At 41.3% G+C, this 17,273-nt stretch carries 14 protein-coding genes and 1 tRNA gene; 6 read left to right on the plus strand and 9 right to left on the minus strand.

Features of this window, described 5'->3' with window-relative positions; translation table 11 throughout:
- Positions 1 to 8 precede the first annotated feature (8 nt).
- Positions 9 to 623, plus strand: coding sequence for a Crp/Fnr family transcriptional regulator (locus H8B06_RS11050; protein WP_190994340.1), 615 nt, complete (start codon positions 9 to 11; stop codon positions 621 to 623).
- Here the strand turns inward: H8B06_RS11050 and ctlX are convergent.
- The 3 genes from ctlX to H8B06_RS11065 all read right to left on the minus strand — a co-directional run bounded on the left by ctlX (position 620) and on the right by H8B06_RS11065 (position 2,899).
- Positions 620 to 1,534: a citrulline utilization hydrolase CtlX gene (gene ctlX / locus H8B06_RS11055; protein WP_190994341.1), complete on the minus strand. Its 915-nt coding sequence runs from the start codon at positions 1,532 to 1,534 to the stop codon at positions 620 to 622. The genes H8B06_RS11050 and ctlX overlap by 4 nt on opposite strands.
- 11 nt (positions 1,535 to 1,545) lie before the next feature.
- The gene (locus tag H8B06_RS11060) at positions 1,546 to 2,460 is read right to left on the minus strand and encodes a dimethylarginine dimethylaminohydrolase family protein (protein ID WP_190994342.1); all 915 of its coding nucleotides are present in this window, start codon (positions 2,458 to 2,460) and stop codon (positions 1,546 to 1,548) included.
- A 61-nt stretch (positions 2,461 to 2,521) separates the two neighbouring features.
- Positions 2,522 to 2,899, minus strand: coding sequence for a DUF423 domain-containing protein (locus H8B06_RS11065; RefSeq protein ID WP_190994343.1), 378 nt, complete (start codon positions 2,897 to 2,899; stop codon positions 2,522 to 2,524).
- 368 nt (positions 2,900 to 3,267) lie between these two features.
- On the opposite strand from H8B06_RS11065, the gene gcvP reads away from it, so the two are divergent.
- Both gcvP and H8B06_RS11075 read left to right on the plus strand, forming a co-directional pair.
- Positions 3,268 to 6,141 carry an aminomethyl-transferring glycine dehydrogenase gene (gene gcvP / locus H8B06_RS11070; RefSeq protein ID WP_190994344.1) on the plus strand — a complete coding sequence of 958 codons (2,874 nt, stop codon included), beginning with the start codon at positions 3,268 to 3,270 and terminating at the stop codon, positions 6,139 to 6,141.
- 125 nt (positions 6,142 to 6,266) lie between these two features.
- Positions 6,267 to 7,100: an N-acetylmuramoyl-L-alanine amidase gene (locus tag H8B06_RS11075; protein WP_190994345.1), complete on the plus strand. Its 834-nt coding sequence runs from the start codon at positions 6,267 to 6,269 to the stop codon at positions 7,098 to 7,100.
- Between the two features lie 12 nt (positions 7,101 to 7,112).
- Here H8B06_RS11075 and H8B06_RS11080 read toward each other — a convergent pair whose 3' ends face one another.
- The 5 genes from H8B06_RS11080 to H8B06_RS11100 form a co-directional block, all read right to left on the minus strand.
- Complete coding sequence (locus H8B06_RS11080; protein WP_190994346.1) at positions 7,113 to 8,426, minus strand: nicotinamide mononucleotide adenylyltransferase; 1,314 nt, start codon at positions 8,424 to 8,426, stop codon at positions 7,113 to 7,115.
- Between the two features lie 71 nt (positions 8,427 to 8,497).
- Entirely contained in the window at positions 8,498 to 9,040 is a 543-nt protein-coding gene (locus H8B06_RS11085; protein ID WP_190994482.1) for an NUDIX hydrolase, read from the minus strand.
- Positions 9,041 to 9,042: 2 nt separating this feature from the next.
- Positions 9,043 to 10,779, minus strand: coding sequence for a phospho-sugar mutase (locus tag H8B06_RS11090; protein ID WP_190994347.1), 1,737 nt, complete (start codon positions 10,777 to 10,779; stop codon positions 9,043 to 9,045).
- 45 nt (positions 10,780 to 10,824) lie between these two features.
- A complete protein-coding gene (locus H8B06_RS11095; protein WP_190994348.1) occupies positions 10,825 to 11,454 on the minus strand; it encodes a hypothetical protein in 630 nt (209 codons plus the stop codon).
- A 46-nt stretch (positions 11,455 to 11,500) separates the two neighbouring features.
- Positions 11,501 to 12,268 carry an enoyl-CoA hydratase/isomerase family protein gene (locus tag H8B06_RS11100; protein ID WP_190994349.1) on the minus strand — a complete coding sequence of 256 codons (768 nt, stop codon included), beginning with the start codon at positions 12,266 to 12,268 and terminating at the stop codon, positions 11,501 to 11,503.
- 89 nt (positions 12,269 to 12,357) lie between these two features.
- Here H8B06_RS11100 and H8B06_RS11105 point away from each other — a divergent pair, with 89 nt between their 5' ends.
- Positions 12,358 to 12,885 carry an ExbD/TolR family protein gene (locus tag H8B06_RS11105; protein WP_190994350.1) on the plus strand — a complete coding sequence of 176 codons (528 nt, stop codon included), beginning with the start codon at positions 12,358 to 12,360 and terminating at the stop codon, positions 12,883 to 12,885.
- Between the two features lie 56 nt (positions 12,886 to 12,941).
- On the opposite strand, the gene H8B06_RS11110 is transcribed toward H8B06_RS11105, so the two are convergent.
- Positions 12,942 to 15,596 (minus strand): TonB-dependent receptor, encoded by a 2,655-nt coding sequence (locus H8B06_RS11110; RefSeq protein WP_223857621.1) that lies wholly within the window; start codon positions 15,594 to 15,596, stop codon positions 12,942 to 12,944.
- Between the two features lie 92 nt (positions 15,597 to 15,688).
- Here H8B06_RS11110 and purD point away from each other — a divergent pair, with 92 nt between their 5' ends.
- Both purD and H8B06_RS11120 read left to right on the plus strand, forming a co-directional pair.
- Positions 15,689 to 16,963 (plus strand): phosphoribosylamine--glycine ligase, encoded by a 1,275-nt coding sequence (gene purD / locus H8B06_RS11115; protein WP_190994352.1) that lies wholly within the window; start codon positions 15,689 to 15,691, stop codon positions 16,961 to 16,963.
- A gap of 175 nt (positions 16,964 to 17,138) precedes the next feature.
- Positions 17,139 to 17,210 (plus strand) — tRNA-Glu (locus tag H8B06_RS11120).
- Positions 17,211 to 17,273 lie beyond the last annotated feature (63 nt).

Below are 17,273 nucleotides of genomic sequence, written 5' to 3' on the forward strand. Positions count from 1 at the left end.
TAGCTTCTATGGAATTCAATTGGCGAGAAAGTAATTTTTATAAATATTATACGGAGAAAGCCGAACTTTCCGAAGAGGTTTTTGAAGAATTAGTTCCCTATTTCTCGTTTCGGGAAATTGCTCATCATCACTATCTGCTCCGGGAAGGAGAGGTGAGTCGTTATACCTTTTTTGTAGAATCGGGCCTACTGCAGTCCTTCTCTTTAGATGAAAAAGGAGGGGAGCATATCCTGCAATTCGCGCCGGAAAACTGGATTGTATCCGATAGGGCCAGTCAATATTTTAATAAGCCGGCTGATTTCTATATCAAGGCAATAGAACCTTCTGTCATCGTGTTTATTCAACAGGAATTTATGGAGAAAGCCTCTTTGCAAAGTACCGCATTTGCCTGCTTTATGGAAAGTTCGCTACAGCGGAACATTTACATGCAGCAGCAACGTATAAATTCCCTATTGGCGATGACGGCGAAAGAACGTTATCTGCTGTTTATGGACACGTATCCGAGTTTGTTGCAGCGGGTTCCACAATGGATGATTGCGTCGTACCTAGGTATTACGCCCGAGAGTCTTAGCCGCGTACGTCGTGAATTGTTAATGGAGTCGGGGAATAAGAAAAGAGATTAGTAAAATACCTCGGCAAGCATACAACGCGCACTGCCCCCGCCCGCCTTTTCTATGGTAGTTAACGGGCTGTGTATAATCGATCCCCATACATGCAATTGGTTTAACTGGTCTGCGTTAAAGGCACTAAACGCCCGTGAGCTCATGATAATATGAGGCTTTCCTGTGGTAGATTTTACCTCCAATATATTTCCGACGAAGTTATGCATTTGTTCTTCCGATATGGCTATAACTACCTTCCCTGTTTCCTGCAGGCGCCTGATTAAACGTTCTTTTTCTGCTCTATTATCTATACTTTCTGTACACAAAACAGCAAAATGTGTGCCCACAGATAGCATCACGTTCGTATGATAGATAGGTAGACGTAAACCGTCTACTGTTTGGTTGGCGACAAAAATAAAAGGCTCGTAATCCAAGTCTAGGCAAAACTGGTGTACCATATCGGCACTTGCCCTTGGAGATAGCGAACAGTATGCTATACGGGCTACGCGATCTAAAATTAAACTTCCGGTTCCCTCTAGAAAACGGTTTTCTTTCTCAAAACGGGTATAGTTTATAACACGGTTGTATGTCAAACCCCGTTGTTTTAAAGCTTGAAGATAACCTAGATTGCGTTCCCGTCTTCTGTTTTTGGCAAACATGGGATAGAGAACAACGGTCTGTTGATGAAATGAAATGCAATTGTTGGGGAAAATGCTGTCGGGGGTATCGTACTCACCGCTGTCTTGTATGACCAGCGTGTTTATATTATGTGTATGGAGCTGATCTACAAAACTGTCGAATTCCTGTTGTGCTCTTAGCGTTCGATTGGGATCTGATACGTCTTCTTGAAAATAGTTGTTTACGGCTGTCTCTTCATTTTTTCGAAATCGAGACGGGCGAACTAAAAGTAATGTGTCTGTCGTCTGTGCCATAACGCATAGAATTAATCCCGGAATAAGGGAAGCGTAGAGCACCGCAGTAAACCTTCCTGTTTGCCAATTTCGTGATAAGGTACTTCTTCTACATGAATAGCCTGGTCTCTAAGCCAATAATTAAGTCGGTCAAATCGTCGCTCCGTAACGACGATATCTTCTGAAATAGAAAATATATTACTATACATTTCATACATCTCGTCTGTCGTTATGGTAAAGATATTTTCTCTCCCAAAGAGTTTGTGTAAATAAAGATAATCCATAGGGTTGCGGAAGCCGCCCGGATATATAATGGCTTTATTCCTACCTACGGGCTGAAAACAACAATCCAGATGTAGAGCGTTTTCACGTGGGTTAGTCATTGATTTGATAAGGTCAAATTCTTTTACAATTTTGTGAGGAAACATCTCCTTTAGGAATTGTACACCTTTTATATTCGTTCTAGCGGTATTTAAAGCGGAATAATCGTCGCCTTGGTAAGTACCCACGAAAAGATATTCATTCCACAGGATAACATCTCCCCCTTCGATATGTACTTCCGCCGGGGCTTCGACAAAATCATTCGGTGCAACTTGTTTTACAATATGCTCGATAGCTCGCCATTCTTCCGCGCGATCTGGAAGGATATTTGCCTTTATAAAAAAATGATCCACGACAAAACCAATATCGCGTGAAAATATCTGATTTAAGTCGGGGATCAGCTCGGGTCTATATACTTTTACGCCATATCGTTCCAGTACGTCGTGAAAGGCTGAGATCTCAAAAACCATGTCTGATTCGGCTGGATACGTTCCCGCTAATATATGTTCCAAAGACTTTGGATCGTAAGCCTCGTCTGCCTTCGGGGCGGGTCCGTTTTGGTTGGCAATACCTAATACGACAGCCCTCAATCTTCCCGTTTCGTTTGTCACCTGGAGTTTCATCATAAAGGGTGCTTTTGTTTCCTACTGTCTTAAAGTTAAGCAATTTACGGCGTGATGACTAATTTTACAAAAAACTTATCAGCAGTGCGAGCCAACCAACAATCATAAATAGGCCGCCCAAAGGGGTGATCGGACCGAAGAACCGCAGACCTTCTGCTTTCCAGTGTTCTTTGAAAGAAAGTAGATAGATGCTGCCGGAAAATAGAACAACTCCGTAAAAGACCCCGTAGTATGCCCATTTTTCACTCGTTGAGTCAAAATCCAATAACGATCCGATAATCAACAGATATAAAGCGGCATACATTTGATATCGCACGCCAACCTCAAATGAGGCCATTTTATCTTCCGGTAGGATTTTTTTGAAAGCGTGGGCTCCAAAAGCACCGAGTACGATAGCTATAATACCCAAGGAAGCACCGCTTATAAGAACAATTTTTTCCATAGTATATTGCTTTGTAATTGGCCGATATCGGAGGTAAGTTCTTCTACCTTCTTATTTAGTGCTTCCAAATTTTGACTATAGGATGCCAAGGAAGATACTACCATAACGGAAAATAATAAAAAACGATTCATGATATAATCGGGTTTTGTTAAAACATCGTTAAAAATAGCAAGAATAAACGGATTTTTGCCAGCTCCGTGTTTTTCAACTATTGTTGTGCATATACGACGATGTCCGACTTTAACTTCCTATTAATTTCGTTGATAAAATGTGTATCTTTGCGGTCTCAAAAAGTATATGAAAGTATCGTTCTAAGAAGGTCTAAATAAGATGGTTTAGGACGGTGCTACGGAAAAGTTAAGCGCAAAATGAGCAACGTATTTTATCAAGAAAAATTTCAGGATCGCCATAACGGCCCGAGGGCAGAAGAGGCACAGGAAATGCTAAGCTATTTAGGAGTACAATCCTTGGATCAGCTTATTGAGCAGGCAGTTCCCAGCCAGATTAGGTTGAAAAAATCACTGGCCTTGCCAGCAGCCTTGAGCGAACAAGCTTATCTAGCCAAAATCCAGCGTATTGCTGACAAAAATAAAGTCTTTAAGTCCTATATCGGGCAAGGCTATTATGATGTGACGGTCCCTGCTGTTATTCAGCGCAACGTATTGGAAAATCCGGGATGGTATACCCAGTATACGCCTTATCAAGCAGAAATAGCCCAAGGGCGTTTACAAGCCTTATTAAATTTCCAGACAGCGGTATCAGATTTGACCGGACTGGAAATTGCGAATGCTTCCCTATTGGATGAAGCTACCGCTGCTGCTGAAGCCATGTTTATGCTATACAGTGCGCGTAAAAATAAAACGGCAAATGTATTTTTGGTAACGCCCAATATCTATCCGCAAACATTGGATGTACTTCAGACAAGAGCGGTTCCCTTTGGTGTGGAGATCCTTGTGGCTGATTTGGAAGAAAAAAACTTGACCGAAGATATATTCGCCGCGCTTATTCAGTATCCGGCCGCTGATGGTACGATTACGGATTATACCAATTTTGCAGCAGCAGCTCACGATAAAAATATCATGGTATGTGCCGTAGCCGATTTGATGTCCTTGGCGTTGCTAACTCCTCCAGGAGAATGGGGTGCTGATGTCGTTGTGGGAAATTCCCAGCGTTTTGGTGTGCCGATGGGGTTCGGAGGCCCACATGCTGCTTTTTTCGCAACAAAAGAAGCGTATAAGCGGAATATCCCTGGGCGGATTATTGGTGTTACTTCTGATGCTAGTGGTAATTATGCATTACGTATGGCATTGCAGACACGTGAACAGCATATCCGACGGGATAAAGCTTCATCTAATATTTGTACCGCACAAGCTTTGTTGGCGATTATGGCATCTTTCTATGCCGTATATCACGGTCCGCAAGGGGTGAAAAATATAGCCACACGTATTAATGACCTAACTAAATTATTGGATAGGGCGTTGCAGAAACTTGGTTACGAGCAGATCAACAAAACATATTTTGATACGTTGCGCATCGTGGTGGGTGATCAAGTTGGTGCATTGAAAGCAGAAGCACTTAACAATGAATTGAATTTCTTCTACCAAGAAGGTATCGTTGGTATTTCCCTTGATGAAACCACAACTTTTGAAAACGTAGAAACGATGGTAAAGGTTTTTGCCAAAATCAAGGGAAAATCTTGGAACGATGTTGAGTTGCGTAGCTTGGTCAATCAACTAGCGCCTTCTATTCCATCTGAAGCCGTACGTACCTCTCCTTATCTTACCCATCCGGTTTTTAACAGCTACCACTCCGAGAGTGAAATGCTTCGGTATATCAAATCTTTGGAAGCGAAAGATCTATCGTTATGTCATTCCATGATCCCACTAGGCTCTTGTACGATGAAGCTCAATGCAACGACCGAGATGTTGCCGCTGACATGGGCACATTTTGGAGGCTTGCATCCGTTTGCTCCTGCTGACCAGACATCCGGTTACATGCAGCTCATCAATGAATTAAACGACTGGTTATGCGAAATCACCGGATTTGCGAAGATGTCATTTCAACCGAACTCGGGTGCACAGGGAGAATACGCTGGTTTGATGGTGATTCGAGCATATCATGAAAGCCGTGGTGAAGCACATCGCAATGTATGTTTGATTCCGGCTTCGGCACATGGAACAAATCCGGCCTCCGCATCTATGGCGGGGTTGAAAGTTGTTGTTGTCAAATGTGATGCATATGGTAATATCGATGTAGCCGATCTTCGGACAAAAGCACAAGAGCATGCGGCATCCTTAAATTCCTTGATGGTTACTTACCCTTCAACCCACGGTGTTTTTGAAGAATCAATTATCGAAATATGTGAAATTGTTCACCAAAACGGTGGGCAAGTATATATGGACGGCGCAAATATGAATGCGCAAGTAGGTTTGACCAGTCCAGGTTTTATTGGAGCAGATGTGTGCCACTTAAACTTGCATAAGACTTTTTGTATTCCGCACGGTGGTGGTGGACCCGGTATGGGGCCAATTGGTGTAGCAACACACTTAGTGCCGTTCTTGCCAAACCATGAGGTTGTGGAAATCTCCGGCGAACAAGGTATTTCTGCGGTATCCGCAGCGCCTTTTGGATCAGCATCTATTTTAACCATATCATATGCATACATTGCAATGATGGGCGGTGATGGACTAACCGATGCGACGAAGACCGCTATCTTAAATGCGAATTATATCAAGGCACGTTTGGAAAGTCATTATCCGGTATTGTATGCAGGAGCAAACGGGCGCTGTGCACACGAGATGATATTGGATTGTCGGACGTTCAAAAGTGTCGGAATTGAAGTGGGGGATATTGCGAAACGTTTAATGGATTATGGTTTCCACGCACCAACAGTGTCTTTCCCAGTAGCAGGTACACTGATGGTAGAACCTACGGAATCGGAATCTAAAGCAGAGCTAGATCGGTTTTGTGAGGCCTTGATTGCCATCCGTACGGAAATCGCTGCGATAGAAGCCGGCAACGTGGATCAAAAAGAGAATGTATTGAAACATGCGCCTCATACTGCGGAGGTTGTTTCTGCTGATGAATGGGATAGGCCATACAGCCGCCAAACAGCAGCTTATCCGCTTCCTTACGTAAAATTGAACAAATTTTGGCCTTCGGTAGGACGTGTGAATGACTCGCAGGGGGATAGAACATTGATTTGTTCATGCCCTCCTATAGAGGAATATGCTAAAGCTTAGGACGCGCTGTGCGAGAAAACTTAAACTATACTCCTGTGATTTTATAATTGCAGGAGTTTTTTTATTTTAGAGAAGACTTTATTCTTTTATCGAAGGCTAGAGGCAAATAACAAGATCTAAAGAATATGCAACAACGTACAAAAAATATTGCTATCTTTCTATTAGGCTGCACCATTTTACTGTCGTCTTGCGGAGGGGGGAAATATGCGGCAACGGAAAAAATCTATAAGCAAAAAGCCAAGGAGTTTGCAGAATTATATAGCGAATCTCCGGTAACGGAACAATTAGAAAGGGTTATCGTAGGGGAAAAGGAGTGGATTGCCTCGGTTAATTTTGGGGTTCGAAAACCGAATTATGTTATTCTTCATCATACAGCACAAAATTCTACGGAACAAACGGTCAGAACTTTTCACAACCAGAAAGTAGGCGTCAGTTCACACTATGTGATCGGGCGTGATGGAAAAGTTATACAGATGGTGAACGATTTGTATAGGGGGCACCATGCTGGTATAAGCAGATGGGGAAATGATACTGATCTTAATTCATCATCTATTGGTATAGAGTTAGATAATAATGGGACGACAGACCCTTGGCCGGATATGCAAATTAATGCGTTGATTAGTTTATTACACTCTCTAAAAGAGACCTACAAAATTCCGCAGGCAAATTTTATCGGACACATGGATGTTTCGCCTGGTAGGAAGATCGACCCATCCCGCTTTCCTTGGAAAAAGTTAGCAGATCAGGGTTTTGGATTTTGGTACGATGATAATCTAGAAACTCCCCCGGAAGATTTTGATCCGAAATTGGCATTGCGGATTATTGGATATAATATAACAAATTTGGACGCTGCCATTAAGGCATTTAAAATTCATTATATTCAGGAAGAGACAACTACTGCTGTTTTGAATGCAGAAGAATTGAAAATTCTGTATGCTATCTTTAAAAAATATCTTTAATCTCTTTCGCGACTATACCGTTTTCACAAATTTCTCGTCGTAGTTCTCAATATCGACGATATAATTGTTCTGTACCAAGAAATCGAACAGAGGTTTGGCTTCTTCGGCTACGGGCATATTCCGGGAAGTAATAATTTCATTGGTCTTCTTATCTAGGTAAGGATAAGCGTATAACTTTACATCCTTGCTAAACATCCCCGAGATGTAAGAAAGTAATTCGTTGGTGTAGACCTCTTTGTTATAATTATCGGTATTGAAAATATTCTTTAAGTTGGATGTGTTGGTTGCTATACCTACATGTTTGGGCTTGAATGTTTGGATAAATTCCGCCAGGTGATTATTGCGCCGGAAGTTTGAAACCATAATATTATTGCCGGTTGAACAAAGGTATTCAGCACGTTCCGCAAAATAAGTGAGATCCTCAGTCGTTATTCTATTTTCTTCATCCAGTACATTACCCATCAGCACCTCGATTAAAACGATGGTGTCTGTTGCTGTACCTCCCGTGTTCTTTTTGAATTGTTCTACAGCGAGGTTGAAGAGGTCGAAGTTCGGGTTGGATTTCTGGCGATATTTGGTGCGTAGAATGATGATATTTTTTTTGTACAGGTAATCTTTAATTTGTGCCGCATGGGCATCGGGTTTGAAAATGGCAGCTTGTGCAAACCCTTTGGCAATGAGATAAAGATTGAGCAATCTTTCGTTAGCATGTTCAAAAACGGGACCTGAAACTTTGACCAAGTCGATTTCTACGGATCCGATAGACAGATTGTCTACCAAGGACTCAATCATCGTTTGTGGATTCTCCGCATAGTAATACGCTGCAAAAATGAGATTGACCCCTAAAATACCTAGTACTTTGCTCTGTAGACGTGAATCACTGTCCAATAAGCGGACGTGGATAACGATGTCATTGACCGGTCCATCTACTTCATGTTGAAAGCGTATACCAATCCATCCGTGCGGGTCATTAGTTTTGGTGAAATTAAGCGTGGTGACGGTATTGGCAAAAGCAAAGAATGTTTTTGATTTGTATTTTTCACCTTGTAAGCGTTCGGTCAATAAATTAAACTCGTGGGTGAGCATTTTTTTAACACGTGTACGGCTTACATAACGTCCCGACTCCTCGACGCCATAGATAGCATCGCTAAAGGCCATGTCGTAAGCTGACATCGTTTTTGCAATAGTTCCCGAAGCAGCCCCGGCACCAAAAAAGTTGCGTGCCACTTCCTGTCCCGCACCGATTTCAGCAAAGGTGCCATAAATATCGGGGTTGAGGTTAATTTTTAATGCTTTTCGCTTTGTTTCAAAAATCTCTCTTGCCATATAGCAAAGATATAAAAATCTTGAATATTATTCGGCTCTGAGGCTTGTTTTAAAAATAAAATTGGGTTTTGCTAAAGCAAACCCAATTTTTGAAAAGAATAAAAAAGAGCAGAAGTGTGTAAAGCCTGGCCTATTTTATTGTCAAAAAGGAACTGTTTGGCCTCTTCTATCCCCATAATAACAACCTCAATATCTTCGGAGCTATCCAACTGTTGTTCTTGAATTTTCTTTCCTCCCTTAAGTACATAAGTATAGGTCAAATTTCCACTCGTTGCTGGATTAGCATATAGCTTACAGATATATTCCATAGAAGTAAAGACGTAGCCCGTTTCTTCCAAAAGCTCCCGACGGGCAGCTTCCTCGAGATCTTCTCCATCCTCGACGACACCGGCAGGAAGCTCCACCATAATTTCGTCCGCCCCGTGTCGGTATTGACGGACAAACAACAGTTGGTCGTCTTCCGTAAAAGCAACCATATTGACCCAGGTGGGATACTCTAAGACATAATACTCGTCTTTGATATTCCCATTAGGAAGTTGTAGTTTATCAACACGCAATGTTGCCCAAGGACGCTGTATAATATACCTAGAATCTAGTAAGGTCCATTTCTTCATCATCAATCTTTTACAATATCAGCCATGATATTTTTTACTTTATCCTCCAGCTTTATAAGTACTTGCTCGTATGCATCGCTGGAGGCTAACTCTTCTTTCACGGAACAATAAAACTTAATTTTAGGTTCGGTGCCTGATGGTCTTGCGGAAATAACATCGCCGTCAACCGTAATGAACTGAAGTACATCTGATTTCGGTAAATCTATAGGTGTTTTTGTTCCATCGGCTAATACATGCGCAATACTAGTGGAATAATCACGAATCTCTTTAACCTTTATACCACCTAATGACTGTGGAGGATTGGCGCGTAGATCTGCCATCATCTGCTTGATTTCGTCGGCACCTGCTTTTCCTTTCTTGGTAAGTGAGATCAGTTTTTCTTGATAGAAACCATAGTTTTCGTAAAGTTCCAACAATACTTCGAATACCGTTTTCCCTTGTGTTTTGAAGTAAGCGGCCATTTCAGCGATAAAAGCACAGGCATTTACGGCGTCTTTGTCTCGAACTAAATCGCCAACCAGGAATCCATAACTTTCTTCGCCGCCAACCAGATAGTTCTCTTTTCCCTCCAGTTTCGTCATCACTTCGCCAATGAATTTAAACCCGGTCAGGGTTTCATAATTTTTCACACCGAAGCTATCGCCAATGTCGGTCATAAGGTTGGATGTTACGATGGTTTTCACGATAAAATCGTTATCCTGCAGATCGCCTTTTTCTTTTTTAGACGATAGTACGTAATAAATGAGTAAGCTGCCAATCTGATTCCCGTTTAATAACTGCATTTCACCGTTGTGGTTCTTTACAGCTAAACCAACGCGATCTGCATCGGGATCGGTTGCCATGACTACGTCTGCGTCTAGTGCCTGTCCCTTTTGTTTCGCCATCGTCATCGCCTCTTCCTCTTCAGGGTTCGGATAGATGACTGTTGGAAAGTTTCCGTCCGATTTGATTTGTTCCTCTACGACCTGTACATTCGTGAAACCCCAGGCAGAAAGCATTTTGGGGACGATTATACCTGTTCCATGAATAGGGGAGAAGACTATTTTCAGGTCTTTTTGGGCAGACACTGCTTCCGGATGTATGCTTAATTTTTTATTCTCTTCAATATAGATTCTATCAAAATCCTCCTCCACGAGCGTAATATTATGGCTGTCGCGCTCAAATTTAATGTCGTTCACGGATTGTATGGCATTGACCTCATGGATTACATTTTTATCATGAGGTGCCACCAACTGTCCGCCATCGTTCCAATAGGCCTTGTATCCATTGTACTCCTTTGGATTGTGCGATGCGGTCAACATAACCCCTCCTTGACACTTAAAATGCCGAACAGCAAAGGAAAGCATCGGGGTAGGACGCAGCTCTTTAAATAAATAAACATGGATTCCGTTTGCCGAGAAAACATCTGCAACCAAATGACCCAATTCTTGCGAATTATTCCGACAATCATAACTTACCGCTACGTTAATCGTTTGATTTGGAAACTGTTTCTTTAAATAATTTGCGAGGCCCTGTGTTGCTTTTCCGATGGTATATTTGTTGATTCGGTTTGATCCCACCCCCATGATGCCACGTAAACCGCCTGTTCCAAACTCTAATTCTCTGTAAAAAGCATCTATAAGTTCTGTTTCTTCATTGTTGTCAACAAGTTTCTGTACTTGTGCAACCGTATCATCATCGTATTCTGTGCCGAGCCATTGCTGAATACGGTTTCCTGTTTCGTTGTCTATATTATTCATATTGTAAAATTATTCAAATTTTAAGGTTATTCTGTAAAAAATCTTTTAGGCATCACAACCCGCATAAGCGCGGTCAAGCACAAATATATACCATTTATTGTCATATTTTTTAACGTGAAAAATCAGATGTTCGTTTTTGGCTACTATGACACGAAATGTATCGTTTTCTAATTGTTTGATTTTCGCCAATTCATCATCACCTATACCCTTAAATTCACGATCAAAAGTTGCAATGGTGGTTAGTTGATTTGCCTGAGAAGTGGTATCACAAAAAAAACCGAGTTTATCCCATTTTTCTTCGCCGCAATCAAAAGTAGGAAGGTTCTCAAATGTGAGTGTATAGTCATTTTCAAAGGTGTTATAGGGAAAATATTCGGGGGTTGGTCTGCCGAAATTGATGCTGTCTATTTTTTCGTAGGTATCGGCTACCCCCGGACGGTAAATAACATATAAGCCCAGATCGGGATGGATAAGGGCATTTGCTTTTTCTTGATCCTGACGAAGATAGGCTGCCGCAAAACGGGTGATGACCGCACTAATTTCCTGGGTATCTTCTGGAAAGACCGCTGTTGGTGTATCTGTCGAGTCTTTAGTATCTTCGGTCTTCTTGTTGGAAGAGGTACAGGACGTTATCAAGAGGACATAGCAACCTATAAAAATTAAAATATTTCTCATCGTTATATTTTTTCATGATGTATAAGAATACCTACAAAAGGTGTATCTACTTTGTTTTTGTGAGATTTTCTATAATCGTTTTCAAGATCTGCCTCGTCGATGGTTTCCACCATTGTGTTAACATCTGCTGTACCACATCTGCTTTGTTTTCGTTGATGTGTTGCAGCAGGTGTCTGCGCATATTCAATTTTGTCGTCCCCCACGCCTGACGTTCAAATTGTGTCCATAATTTTGCTTTTCGAGCAGCTGCAGTATGGATGCGGTCTGCCGGAACAACCTCATCAATAAGACCACTTTGTAATCCTTCGGCAGGAGAGAGAAGTTTTCCTTCTAAAAGGTATCGATAAGCTTGGGCCTGTCCTAACCATAGACTGTAGAGGTCAAAGATGCTGGGCGGGACAATCAGGCCAACGGGAACTTCATTTAGTCCGATAATAAATTCTCCTTCTGCCATAATACGATAATCACAACAGATCGCCAAGACACATCCTCCCGCAGGTGCATGACCCGTAACAGAGGCAATGGTTGGCTTAGGAAAAGAAGCAAGCGTATATATTAAATCGATAAATGTTTCCCATAGGTTTTTTATCTGCTCTTCATTGTATTTGTATAGCGTGATAAGATCAAGTCCGGCAGAAAAAAAACCTTCTTTACCATGCAAAATAATGGCTTCCACTGCGGGATCTTCTTTCGCACGTTCCAATTCACCGATTAGTTCTTGCATCATTTCTAAATGCATCGCATTGGATTTCCCCCTGTCGAGCCCTACATAAGCGATGTGTTCGTTGGTCTGTGCTTTGATAAATTCGCCCATAACATTCTTTTGTGCTATTTTATGGAAAATTACGTAAAAAACCATCAATATTATAAATAACCAGGTCGAACTTTTTAAAATAGCACATTATGGCAGAATTAACAAACGATCAAAAAGGAGGCGGTAAAGAACGCAGGAGTATTCGAAACAGACCCATGCCTAAAGTAGACTTGACAGCAATGGTTGATTTAGCGTTCCTCTTGATTACTTTTTTTATGCTCACTACCTCGCTGAATACGCCCCATCAACTGGATATCGCCATGCCGGATAAAAATAAAGGCTCTATAACGGCGCCGATTTTGCTGAGTGAAGATCGGGTGTTGAACCTTCTGTTAGGCGAGAACAATGAATTAACATACTACCGGGGTACAGCCGACTCGCCGAAGTCTAGTCCACAAAAAGTAGCATATGGAAAGCTGGGTTTAGGAGAGCTGCTAGCGAAGACGGCTTTTGATGTGAAACAAGCGACGAACGGACAGGATATTATTGTGCTGATTAAACCAGGTGAAGGGTCGATAGCGCGAAATCTTGTGGACGCAGTAGATGCTGTACAACGCGCAGCAATTGGTCGCTATATGATTACGAAGATTAGCGATGTGGAAAAAGCGATGATGTGACAATAGCGATCTGCAATAAATATATTTTCTTATTGCAGATTGCTATAATACTATTTTTATTGGACATCAACGGTTAACGTTTGTCGCCCTAATCGTCCATTAAAATCTAGTCCTTCGATTGTTATAAGATATTTACCAGCTTCATCGGAAGTATAAAAATCAAAAGCCGCTTTACCATGCTCATCTGTTACAATATTGGGTTCCCAATGGATAGTAGTCCGTAAATCTTGATTAAGTGTTGTTTCAGAATTAGGCTCATATAGGGGTTTGTAAAATGTTTTCTGGATATGGAAACCTTTTGGTTGTACTGTTGCGATACCTTTGGGGGTATAGTTGCTTCGCATAGCATCAGCCCCCGATTTTGAGGTAATGATGATAAGGCCGTTCCCTCCGTAAGAACCATAGATGGCGGTATAATTTACATTGCGTAATACTTCTACACTTTGCACATCCATGGGGTTGATCATCGATAACATATCGTTTTCAACATACATTCCATCTAGTATAACTTGCATTTCGCCGCCCCCGCGTGTGGTGTATGGAATGCCATTTCGAAACATTACGCCCATTAAACGTCCATTTAGACACATTTCTAACGTCGTGCACGTTTCCAAATCCTCTGCTGAAATTACTTGATCGGCATTACCCGGACCATTCAGGTTTGCGGAACGTTCAGAGGCTTTATGTCGTGGTCGCTGAGCTGTTACAATAACTTCTTGGATAGCGATAGATTTTTCCATAAGACCTTGTGCTTCCAATCCCGAGAAATATTTCTTGCTGTGAATAAGTTCGTCTACGAAAGTGGCATTTACGTTATTCTGTTCGCCGGGAGCATTTTTGTTAGGGCCTATGCTAGGTGACGTTTCTTCGGGAACAATAATGTCGATGTTATTCCTTCCTTTTTCGTCTTTCGCGGTTACCAGGAATTTAATGCTATCTGGGAAAAATAAGTTATTGAATTCGAAATAACCTTCTTCATTAGCTACTGTATCGATAAATTCCATAAAATTGTGGGTAGGTACCAAGACCATGTTCGCTTTTGGGGCAGGTGCCTTTCGCCCGAGTTTTCGGGCTTGCCCCTTAATAGATATGCTCTTCTCGGGAGGAAAAATAGGGTCACTTATGCCAAATGAAGGTGTTATATCTATTTTCCGCCAACCTTGTGTCAGCAGTAGATTGTCTATATCATTGATTTTTATTTCTCCATCGAAATAATAGCCAGGGGTCTCTATATATCCCTTTATATCTGCACTCATTAGCAGCGACGATAGGATATTGGAGGCTACGTTCGAACTATCTTTTAATTTGGAACTGTTGACTACGGAAGCGGATAAGATGCTGTTTCGTATGCTATCTGATGGATTTCCTGTTTCAAGTGATACGGTTATTTTTTTTCTTTTAGTACTCGTTGGTGTGTCGATATTTGCTGTTAGGGGTAACGCTTTCTTTTCATTATAGATGAAGACAGGCCTTTCTATCACGGGTTCTAGGGTGCTATTTAGGATACTGATGGTTATTATACCGTTGGGTAAATCGGTTTTCGGCACAGAAAAGATAAGTTCCGGTTTGGATGCGGGCTGTTTCGATGCGTAGTAAACATTGCCCATATACTGTGCTACAAAATAGATTTCGCTTCCATCTTGTTTGTCAGGGCTTACGCCTACTTGTGCGAATAATTTATCGCTATTCCCATTGTTCATTTGAATATTATAGCCGGAGATAACCGGTTTAGGAAGTTCAGTTTTTACCGTGGTTCCATCATCAAATGTAGTATATGCGACCATCGGTTCGGTACTAGGGATAAATAATGGAACTGAGCCCATACCCAAAGTGTTCGTCTTAATGGTTGCTGCCGTGTCGCCGGTCGCTGTTAGCATGATGGTTTGGCTTGCAATACCGAGACCATCGGGTTTTAGTGTTTTGATGGCAATTTTATTAACACTGCCTACTAGTAGGTTCCCTCCCTCTGGGAAAAACTGAATGTTGTTTTTTAAAACGGTAGCTTTTGGTAGCTTAAAGATTTTTTTAACTTGTGCTTTGGCTTTATTCGAAAAGCTGATAAGAAGCTTAGATTCAGTATATTCATCTTTAAAGGGAATCTCAAGCTGTCCCTGGTCGTCTGTTTTAACACGTCCCCGTTTGAGATTTTTACCTGTTGGAGAAATAATCTCGTATCGTATAGTTTCCGCTGTCAACGGATCGCCCTGAATATCTTGTAATTGGATGGTATAGTTGTTATTGTCGAGGTAGGAACGGGAAAGGACATTGTCTAATCTACCGTTGCTAACCTGTATATTCTCGTTAAAGAAATAAATAGCGCTATCGTTACGCATCCAGTTTGTATAAGCCCGAATACGGTATGTCCCTTCAATCAATGTGTCGGCTAATGTAATATCGCCTATACCGAAGCCTGTTATTATGGGAATTCGTATACTGGAGACCACATCCTCCTTTGGGCTGATAAGCTCTACGTATGCAATATTGCTAATATTAGATAACAGATTATCTACCCCTACGGTAGTATAGGTTTTGAACCAAATAGATTCTCCTGCAGTATAAGTACGTTTATCGATATGGAGATAGAGCTTTTCAATAGGGTGTACGTCTTGATATGCGTTGATTTTAGCTAGAAGACCTTGTAAATCTTGTGCTTTTATACTAGCTGTTGCTAATGTAAGAAAGCACAATAAAAGAAGTCTTTTCATGTTCATAAGAGGTGAAATTTGGATTTAAATTACGAAAAAATCAGGATACCACATTAATTTTTTGTTGATTATTAATCAACATCGGTATCTTTGTCGATATGAATATCTTAATTATCGGTTCCGGCGGCAGGGAATCTGCCTTTGCGTACAAATTATCGAAAAGTCCAAAATTGAATCAACTGTTTATTGCTCCGGGGAATGCCGGAACGAGCCAGTATGGGCAAAATGTAAACTTGAAAGTCACCGATTTTAGTGGCATAGCATCTTTTGCAATTGAAAATGCGGTCGACATGATTCTCGTAGGACCGGAGGAACCACTAGTGAAAGGTATTCACGATTATTTTTTAAACCGCGAAGACGTTAAGCATATACCGGTCATTGGCCCTCAACAAAAAGGGGCACAATTAGAAGGCTCCAAAGATTTTTCAAAGGAATTTATGGCGCGCCATGAAATCCCGACGGCCGCTTATAAGTCTTTTGATAAATCGAATCTGGAAGCTGGATTAGCTTATCTAGAGACGCAGAAATTGCCGATTGTTCTGAAAGCTGATGGTCTAGCTGCTGGAAAAGGCGTTTTGATTTGTGAGACGCTGGAAGACGCTAAAGCGGAACTAAAGGCGATGATTGCTGATGCAAAATTTGGTGATGCTAGCTCGGTAGTGGTTATCGAGGAGTTTTTAAAAGGAATAGAGCTTTCCGTTTTCGTACTAACAGATGGTGAATCTTATAAAGTACTACCTTCTGCTAAGGATTATAAGCGTATCGGAGAGGGGGATACGGGACTGAATACGGGGGGGATGGGATCGATATCTCCTGTCCCTTTTGCGGACGAGACTTTTCTGTCTAAAGTAGAAGAGCACATTATTAAGCCGACAATTGAGGGGTTAAAGAAAGACGATATTCCATATAAAGGATTCATTTTTATTGGTTTGATGAATGTAGATGGGGAGCCTTATGTTATCGAATACAATGTCCGGATGGGTGATCCCGAAACGGAATCTGTATTGCCGAGGATTGAATCTGATTTAGTTGATTTATTGGAAGGTGTAGCAAAAGGTGATTTAGGTTCTCGGAATTATACTGTTAGTTCCAAAACAGCTGTAACCGTGGTATTGGTTTCCGGAGGTTATCCGGGCGACTACGAATCGGGAATAGAAATTAATAATATCGAAAATGTAGAAGATTCTATTGTGTTTCACGCAGGAACGAAAGAGGTTGATGGGAAGGTAGTCACCGCCGGCGGTCGTGTGCTTGCTGTAACAACCCTTCAAGATAATCTGTTTGATGCACTTCAACAAGCTACGGCTGATGCCGGAAGGATCTTTTTTGAACGCATGTATTTCCGAAAAGATATCGGGTTTGACTTGATTTAAAGGATCAATAATTTTGGGCTATTATAACAATGATAAAAATATTATAGATATTCTATTTTAGATTTATTTTTTGGGAAAAATAACCTTTTCAGATTCAAGGTATTATAAAATAGGATGTGAAAATGTTTTGGTGATTTGAATATTGATCTTATATTTGCGTCACCAAAAAAATAATGGCCCGTTCGTCTAGGGGTTAGGACGCAAGATTTTCATTCTTGAAACAGGGGTTCGATTCCCCTACGGGCTACACAAAACAAAGAAAGTTGGTTTAAAAGGATACTACTTTAAACCAACTTTTTTTATACCTAAA

This window comes from Sphingobacterium micropteri, assembly GCF_014692515.1.
Lineage (GTDB): Bacteria > Bacteroidota > Bacteroidia > Sphingobacteriales > Sphingobacteriaceae > Sphingobacterium > Sphingobacterium micropteri.